The sequence below is a fragment of the Devosia sp. genome (genome assembly GCF_034675085.1).
Taxonomy (GTDB): Bacteria; Pseudomonadota; Alphaproteobacteria; order Rhizobiales; family Devosiaceae; genus Devosia.
On record NZ_JAUCDN010000149.1, the window covers coordinates 1 to 8,116 of the forward strand.

General features: G+C 63.2%; 8 protein-coding genes. 4 read left to right on the plus strand and 4 right to left on the minus strand.

Features of this window, described 5'->3' with window-relative positions; translation table 11 throughout:
• The 4 genes from VDP82_RS10630 to VDP82_RS10645 form a co-directional block, all read right to left on the minus strand.
• The coding region (locus VDP82_RS10630) for an Arm DNA-binding domain-containing protein (protein ID WP_323014822.1) at window positions 1-521 on the minus strand (521 nt) is incomplete at its 3' end.
• 265 nt (window positions 522-786) lie between these two features.
• A complete protein-coding gene (locus tag VDP82_RS10635; RefSeq protein WP_323014823.1) occupies window positions 787-1,770 on the minus strand; it encodes an aldo/keto reductase in 984 nt (327 codons plus the stop codon).
• A 52-nt stretch (window positions 1,771-1,822) separates the two neighbouring features.
• Window positions 1,823-2,557 (minus strand): cyclase family protein, encoded by a 735-nt coding sequence (locus VDP82_RS10640; protein ID WP_323014824.1) that lies wholly within the window; start codon window positions 2,555-2,557, stop codon window positions 1,823-1,825.
• 2 nt (window positions 2,558-2,559) lie between these two features.
• Complete coding sequence (locus VDP82_RS10645; protein WP_323014825.1) at window positions 2,560-3,480, minus strand: NAD(P)-dependent oxidoreductase; 921 nt, start codon at window positions 3,478-3,480, stop codon at window positions 2,560-2,562.
• 366 nt (window positions 3,481-3,846) lie between these two features.
• On the opposite strand from VDP82_RS10645, the gene VDP82_RS10650 reads away from it, so the two are divergent.
• The 4 genes from VDP82_RS10650 to VDP82_RS10665 form a co-directional block, all read left to right on the plus strand.
• Complete coding sequence (locus VDP82_RS10650) at window positions 3,847-4,905, plus strand: hypothetical protein (protein WP_323014826.1); 1,059 nt, start codon at window positions 3,847-3,849, stop codon at window positions 4,903-4,905.
• A 94-nt stretch (window positions 4,906-4,999) separates the two neighbouring features.
• Window positions 5,000-6,019, plus strand: coding sequence for a C4-dicarboxylate TRAP transporter substrate-binding protein (locus tag VDP82_RS10655; RefSeq protein WP_323014827.1), 1,020 nt, complete (start codon window positions 5,000-5,002; stop codon window positions 6,017-6,019).
• Window positions 6,020-6,163: 144 nt separating this feature from the next.
• Window positions 6,164-6,616: a TRAP transporter small permease gene (locus VDP82_RS10660; RefSeq protein ID WP_323014828.1), complete on the plus strand. Its 453-nt coding sequence runs from the start codon at window positions 6,164-6,166 to the stop codon at window positions 6,614-6,616.
• The coding region (locus VDP82_RS10665; RefSeq protein WP_323014829.1) for a TRAP transporter large permease at window positions 6,609-8,116 on the plus strand (1,508 nt) is incomplete at its 3' end. The genes VDP82_RS10660 and VDP82_RS10665, both read left to right, overlap by 8 nt.

Below are 8,116 nucleotides of genomic sequence, written 5' to 3' on the forward strand. Positions count from 1 at the left end.
ATAATCTGAAAGACCTCGTCCCGCGTGACCGTCGCCACGATCCTGTCGTCGAGAGCAGCGACCTCCGGCATGCAGAGGAATCCCCGATAGCTGTCGACCGTGGCTTTGCGGCTGCGCCGTGCGAGGTCCTCAAGGTATTCGCCGCGGGCAATCGCGAATGTAGGGAAGCCGGCCATGGCCGGATCGTTCTCCGGTGCCGGGGCGGCGAGCTTGCCGATCTCGACGAGATAGCCCTGGAGCCAGGCTTCGTCGGGCGGGTTGCCAAAGGTACGCACGTGGCTCGTCGCGGCCTCTGCGATCTGGCGCGCCTCATCTATAGTCCAGCGATCGACCCCGCCCAGCGTCAAACGGTAGGTCTTGCCGAGGCGTTCGCACCGGTGCTGCCACACGACACCCTGGGGACCGCCGCGCAGGATCAGCCCCCGGGCACGCCGGTCCGTGATCTCGAACCTGGAGGCACCGGGCTTGGCCTTTGCACGAGCCGCCGCTATCGTCTTCTGTGTGATGTCAACTGGCGGCACGGGGACGGCTTTCGAGACAGGGACGGGATTGGGACGGCATGTAATCCGTACGCTTTCCAGACCACCTGATCCCGAGACGCACGGATTACCTACGAATCCTTATCTGAAAGCCTAGACATCCTGGGCGAAAAGGGGAAGAAGGATCACCATCCCCTGATTTGTAATCAGGGGGTCGCGGGTTCGAACCCTGCTGCCGGCACCATCCTGGACTGGCGCGAAGTTCGCGCAGCCATCGGAGTGATGCCGGCCGCCAGGGCCGGCTTTTTCAGCAATAGCGCTCGGGGCCGATGATCTTGTCGTCGGCGTAGCGGTCGCCATGGGCGAAGCCGGGGGGCAGGATGGCTTCGATCTCGGCGACCTGGCTGTCTGAAAGCACCAGATTGGCCGCCGCTGCATCCTGTTGCAGGTGGCGGGCGTAGCGCGTGCCCGGAATGGCGATCACTTGCGGGCTTTTGTGCAGGACCCAGGCAATGGCCAGGGTGGCGGCGGAATGGCCGAGCCCGGCGGCGTAGGCGTGGAAGCGGGCGATGCGCTCGACGTTGCGGCTAAAATTGGGCTCCATGTAGCGCGGGCTGGACTTGCGGAAGTCGCCATTGGCGAAACTGGCCGGATCGGCCATGCCTTCGGCCAGGATGCCGCGCCCGAGCGGGGAGAAGGCGACCAACGCGGTGCCGGTTCTTTCGCAGGCCTGAACCAGCCCCAGTTCGGGCAGGCGCGTGGCCAGCGAATATTCGTTCTGCACGGCGGCGACGGGATGAACCGCGCTGGCCAGCTCCAGGGTCGTGGGGGCGACTTCGGAAAGGCCGATGGCGCCGATCTTGCCCTCGTTCTTGAAGGTGACCAGCGTTTCCATCACTTCCTCGATGGGGCGGCCGGCTTCGCGCCGGTGAATATAGAACAGGTCGATGTGATCGACCTTGAGGCGCTTGAGCGAGCTTTCAAGGCATTCGCGCAGATAGGGGGCGGAATTGTCGTAGCGCCTGGGATTGCCGCTGACGATGCCGGCCTTGCTGGCGATGGTGAAGCGGTGCGGCTTGCGGGACAGATAGGTGCCTAGAATCGTCTCCGAAACCCCGTTTCCATAGATATTGGCGGTATCGAGCAGGGTTACGCCCAGATCGAGCGCGGCATCGAGCGTGTCGTAGCATTCGGCCTCGGTGGTCGGCCCATAGGCGCCGCCAAAGCTCATGCATCCAAGGCCGACCGCTCCCACTGCGGGGCCGTCGCGGCCGAGAAGGCGCTGTTGCATGGAAAAATCCTCTCAAGACAGAAAAATGATGGGCCGCGGGCAAGGCCGGCTGTCAGTCGACCGCGCGGGCTATGGCGCGCACCGGGCCGCCATCGGAGCCGATGATGCTCAGGCCGGTGAAGAAAGCCTCGATCCGGCGGTTGGAGAGCGCGGCGAGATTGTTGACATGTTCGGCGATCAGCACGCCATGGGGCAAGAGGGTATGATGCACCGGCCAATAAAAACCCTCGGGCCGGTTGGTGGGCGCGCGGTCCGGCGTGGCGAAATCGACGCCGATCATCTTGACGCGATGGTCGAGCAGCCATTGCGCCGCCTCGGGCGTCAGCGAGGGGTGACGCTCATAGGCAGGGGTGCGCATCTTGGGCGCCCAGCCGGTATCGAAGAGCACGATATCGCCCGGCTGAACCAGGGGACGGGCGCTTTCGAGGTCGGGCACGTCGATGAAGCCATATTCGGTGCAGGGAAAGCTCCACACCACGCCCGGCCCGTAGAGGCGGTGCAGCGGCACCTGATCGAAACTGGGCGCGTCATCGATGAAGTGATTGGGCGCGTCCAGATGGGTGCCGTGATGAACCACCATGTTCATCAGGGTGATATTGGCGGGATAGTCGGGGATTTTCCGCCATTTCTCGAAGGTGGGGCGGGGGTAGTTGGGAATGGCCGAAAGATCTTCGGTGAGGGTGTGGGAGAGATCGAGCCAGGGGCCGCCGACGCCGCCGATGACGGGGGCGGGCACATCGTTCCAGCCCGCCCAGCGGGTGTTCTTGAAATGACAGGCGTCGCACATGCTCAGGCTCCCTCGCTCGGCGGGGCGGCGCGCCCGCGCACCTCCACTCCGGCCCAGTTCTCGATGACCTTGATCAGGCTGGTATAATCGTCGTTGGCGCGGCCCTCGGCCATGCCCTGGAACCAGATCTGGGCCACGGCGGAACTGACGTGATGGGGCACGTCGCGGCCTCTATATTCGCTGAGGCACAGCATCACGTCCTTGTACATGGTGCCCAGCTTGCCGCCATAATCGAAGCTGCGGGTCAGGATGGACTGGGGGAATTTGTCCAGCGTGGCGCCATTGCGCCCGGTGCTGACATTGATGAGGTCGATCAGCGTGTCGGCGTCGATCCCCGCCTTGACGCCCATGGCCACCGCCTCGAACGAGGCCACCATGGCGCTGGCCGAAATCATGTTGTTGGCCAGCTTGGCGACCTGTCCCTGGCCCGGCCTGGAGCCGACATAGAAGACGTTGCCGGCGATCTGGCGCAGGACCGTCTCGCAGGCGGCGAAGGTTTCGGCGGCGCCGGCGGTCATGGTGGTCAGCGTGCCCGCAGCCGCGCCCCTTGGGCCGCCGCTGACGGGGGAATCCAGAACGCCGATCCCCCTGGCTTCCAGCCCCTGGGCGATGCGCGCAACCGTCTCCGAGCCGATGGTGGACATTTCCACATAATGCCTGAGCCCCGGCGCGTTGACGGCGCCATTGGCGCCCAGAGCCGCCTCCAGGCTGATCTCGGGCGTGGGCAGGCAGGCAAAGGCGATGTCCTTACCGCTCGCCGCCTCGGCGGGGGAGGGCGCACGCCGGGCGCCGGACTGCATCAGCCCGGCCACCGCCTTGTCCGAAGGGTCGAAAACCGTCACGTCCAGGCCCGCCTGGACCAGGCGCAGCGCCATGGGGCCACCCATTGCCCCGACCCCGATGAATGCAATCTGCGTCGCCATTTTCTCCAGCCATATATTCGTGGTATATGTCGACACATTGCGCATAAACGCCGGCCAAGGCAAGCCGGATCAGGCATTTTTTGGCGAAGCAGTTTCTCAAAAACTGATCGGCAAAGAAGCGGGGTTTGTCTTGTGGGTGAGGCGGATTAAGCTAAAATTCCCTAGTTTCGCAGTGTTTTTTGAGGGCTGCTCCATAGATAGGTATGTGCCGGTGCGACAAATGGAGGGCGAGGGTCAGCTTGACGTCAGGGTGAATCCCGGGATTTAGTGTCGACACCTATTGACGCAAGTGCCGAGTCCGTGGCAACTCATGCAGGGTCGATGTGATGCCTGCGGATGGCGGGCCATGAAGAAGGAAACCGTTGTATGTCTGCTAATTCGCTCGTTACCGGGACCATGGAGTATTTGCGCAGGCCGCTGGTGCGGAACGTGAAGGCCGGCGACAAGGCGCTGGTGCTGACCGATACGGCGCATGATCCGCGCGTCTGGCAGTCGGTGATGAGCATCCTTCAGGAAATCGGCGCCGATACCACCGTCGCGCTGTTCTCGCCCCGTCCCGCGGACTATTACGATCCGCCGGCCGCCGTGTGCGAGGCGATGATGAAGTCGGATGTGAACATCCTTCTGGCGTCCACCGGCATGCTGCACAGCCCCGCCAGCTTCCGCGCCATGGAAGCGCGCATTCCCTCGATCTGCATGGATGGCGGCATGCCGCTGGAATTCTTCCAGTCCGGCGCGGTCACCGACGACATGAAGCAGATCATGGTGCGCAAGCACTATGTCGCCAAGGACATCTTCGGGGTGGGCGCCAAGGAATGCCGCGTGACCTCGCGCTATGGCACCGATTTCACCTATCGCGTCGACGACCGCATCTTCGTGCCGCCGCTGCCGGGCCCGGATTTCGATCCCTACAAGATTGTGGACTTCGACAAGGATGAAAACCGCAAGGGCGGAAACCTCTATTACTATCTGTTCCCGACGGGCGAGCTGAACGTCGCCCCCATCGAGGGAACGGCCAATGGCAAGCTGGTGATCGAGCTGACCATGCACCATATCGGCCGGCTGGAAGACCCCATCGAGCTCAATGTGGTCAATGGCAAGGTGGTGTCGATCGAAGGCGGCGCCTCGGCGCGGGTGCTGCGCGACTACCTGGCCGAATACGGAGACGAGAACGCCTATATGTGCCCGGCCGAGGCATCGGTGGGGGTGAATGCCAAGGCGCTCATCCGCGGCATCCAGCGCGAGGACAAGAACATTCTGGGCGCCATGCATTTCGGCCTGGGCACCAATATCGACGTGGGTGGCTCGATCCGCTCCAAGATCCATATGGACGGCGTCATCCTGGAGCCGACCCTTTATGTCGACGGCGACATGCGCATCCAGGACGGACGTTTCCTGCGCCCCATCGAGGGCGACGCCAAATAAGGCGGACGAAACAAGGCGGGGTGGCCGCGCCGCCCCGCCGATCGCCGATTACCGGCCCTGACTTCACCAGCCAAATTCCATGGGAGGAATGACTATGAAGACCTTTTTTGCAACGGCCCTGATGGTGGGCGCATCGATGGGGCTGGCCGCGCCAGCCAGCGCCGAAACCCTGAAATGGGGCGAGCACCTGCCCCAGTGCTGCAGCATGTATGCCGAGGCGGCGCGCTGGATGGCCGAAGAGGCCAAGACCCGCTCGGGCGGCACGCTTGAAATCAATATCAACTGGGGTGGCGTGCTCGGGACGGTGAGCGAGATCCCCGATGCGCTCGAGCATGGCATTTTCGACATGGGCAATGTCGTCACGCCCTATTTCCCCGACCAGTTCCTCGTCAACAACGCCATTCCGTTCTTCTGGCCCCAGCCCAAGAGCCAGGCCGAGCTGGGCGAGCTGTTCCTCAAGTGGCACGAGGAAATCCCGGCCTTCTCGGCCGAACTCGAGCGCTATAACCAGAAGCTCATCACCGTGCGTCCGCTGCCGCCCTATGGCCTGATCTGCACCACGCCGATCCGCACCCTGGAAGACTTCAAGGGCAAGCGCGTCCGCTCCTATGGCGTGGCGCTGCCGGCAATGCTCGAAGCCCTGGGCGCCGTTTCGGTCGGCCTGCCTGATACCGAAGCCTATGAGGCCATGAGCAACAATATCCTGGATTGCTCGGCGGCCGATATCGCGCTCATCGAGGCGTTCCAGCTTCACGAAGTGGCCAAATATTTCATCGACGTGCCGATGGGCGCTTCGTGGGGCCACATGATCACGATGAACCTGGACAAGTACAACTCGCTGTCGGACGAGCACAAGCAACTGCTCGAGGACCTCAAGCACGATCACCTGACCAAGCTGCTCGAGCTGTTCCGCGCCGAGGAAGACCGGCTGCTGGCGCAATGGGCCGAAGATGGCAGCATTGAGATCGTGCCGTTCCCGGCCGAGGAGTTCCTGAAGGCCACTCTGGAGTATCCGCTGGTGCAGAATGTGCGCAACAGCTGGGCCGGCCGGGCGATCGCCGCCGGCGTTCCCGAGGCCGACGCCCAGCGTGTCGTCAACGATATCAATAACTAACAGGAGGAGCGGAGCGGTCAAAAACCGCTCCGCTACCCTATGGGAGGCCGAGTCATGCGGCACGCATTTCGAAAACTATATGACGCATACGCGAAGGTGCTGCTGTGGGTCGCAATGCTTGCCGGCGTCGCGACATTTGCCATTATGTGCCTGATTTTCGCCAACGCCTTGCTGCGCAAGCTGTTTAACGCACCAATTCCTGCCTCGCTCGAAATTACCCAGGCGCTGCTGGTGGCTGTCATCATGCTGCCCTTCGCCTATACGCAGTGGCGGCGCGAGCACGTCAACACCGTCTTTTTCACCGCGCATCTGTCGCGCGCGGCGCGGCGGAATCTGCAATTCGTCTTCCTGGTGCTGGGCTTCCTGCTCTTTGCCGCCGTGACCTATGGCACGTTCCACTATGCCCTTCGCTCCTACGGCATCAATGAGATGGCCTGGGGCGCAACGATCCAATTCCCCGTCTGGCCGGCCAAGATGATGGTGAGCCTGGGCACGCTGATGCTCTCCATCCAGTTCCTGCTCGACGCCATTCATACCGTGCTGTTCGACAGCGTGGATGATCTCGACCAAATCCCGGAGATGGCAGCCAATGTTTGATCTTTATATCGGTTTTGCCGGGGTCGGCCTGCTCCTGGTCGCCATTCTGCTCGGCGCGCCCATCATGGTGGCGATGACCGGGGTGGCCTTTGCGGGGCTGACCGTGCTGAGCGGCTTCATGCCCGCCATTTCCGTTCTGGGAACGCTCTATTATTCGGTGGCGAGCAGCTTCCATTTCAGCGCCATCCCCATGTTCCTGCTGATGGGCTATTTCTCCATGCAGGCGGGCATCGGCGACGATCTGTTCGACGCCTGCACCAAATGGTTCGGGCGCCTGCCTGGCGGGCTGGCTATCGCCACCACCGGCGCGGCTGCTGCCTTTGGCGGTCCTGCCGGCTCCAGCGTGGGCACGGCGGTGCTGTTCACCAAGCTGGCGCTGCCGGAAATGGTGGCGCGCGGCTATCATCGCGGCTTCGCCGCTGCCTCGATCGCCATCGCCGGCACCCTGGCGGTGCTCATTCCGCCCAGCGCCCTCATGGTGGTCTATGGCATCCTGACCAATTCCTCGATCGGCAAGCTGCTGATCGGCGGCATCATTCCGGGCATCGTCTTTGCGCTGATCCTGGGGATCGCGATCCTGATCGTGGCGATCGTGGATCCCAAGAAGGCGCCGCGGGACGACCGCCGCTACAGCTGGAACGAGCGGTTCTGGTCGCTGCGCATGATCGGCCCGCTGATCGTGGTGATCGTGGTGATGATGGGCGGGCTTTATGCCGGCGTGTTCACCCCCACCGAGGCCGGTGCCGTGGGCGCCGTGCTCACCTTCGTCATGGCGCTGATCCGGCAGAAGAGCTGGCGCCGGCTGGAACTGGGCAAGACGCTGCTGGAAACCGTGTCGCTGACGGCGATGATCTTCGCCATCATCATCGGCGGCCTGCTGTTCGCCCGCTTCCTGGCCCTTAGCGGCGTGTCCGGCGCCATTCAGGGCGTGCTGGTCGATGGCGGGATGAACCAGTGGACGGTGCTGGGCCTGGTGACGCTCATCTACCTGGTGCTGGGCATGCTGATGGACGCGCCGTCGCTGCTGGCGATTTCGCTGCCCATCACCCATCCGGTGATGATGCAGCTCGGCTTCGACCCGGTGTGGTTCGGCGTCTACGTCATCGTGCTGTGCGAAATCGGCGCGGTGACGCCGCCGGTGGGCATCAACTGCTTCGTGGTGAAGGGGGCCGCAGGGGGGCTCGTCACCATTGAGGAAATCTTCAAGGCGCTCTGGCCATTCATGATCGCCTGCGCGGTGATGCTGGGCCTTATGGTGCTGATCCCCGACAGCGGCGGCCTTGGCGGGCGGTTTTTCCCGGGTTCGGGAAAGGCCGCCAGTCCTTTTTTCATAGAGGCGAAGGCGATGACCGACGAAAAACTCTTCTATCAGCGCAGCGGCAGCGGACCGCTATTGCTTCTGCTGCATCCGGTCGGGCTCGATGGCAATTTCTGGGGCGATCTACCCGAGCGCCTGTCGCAGACCCATACGGTGATCGCCGTCGACAGCCGTGGGCATGG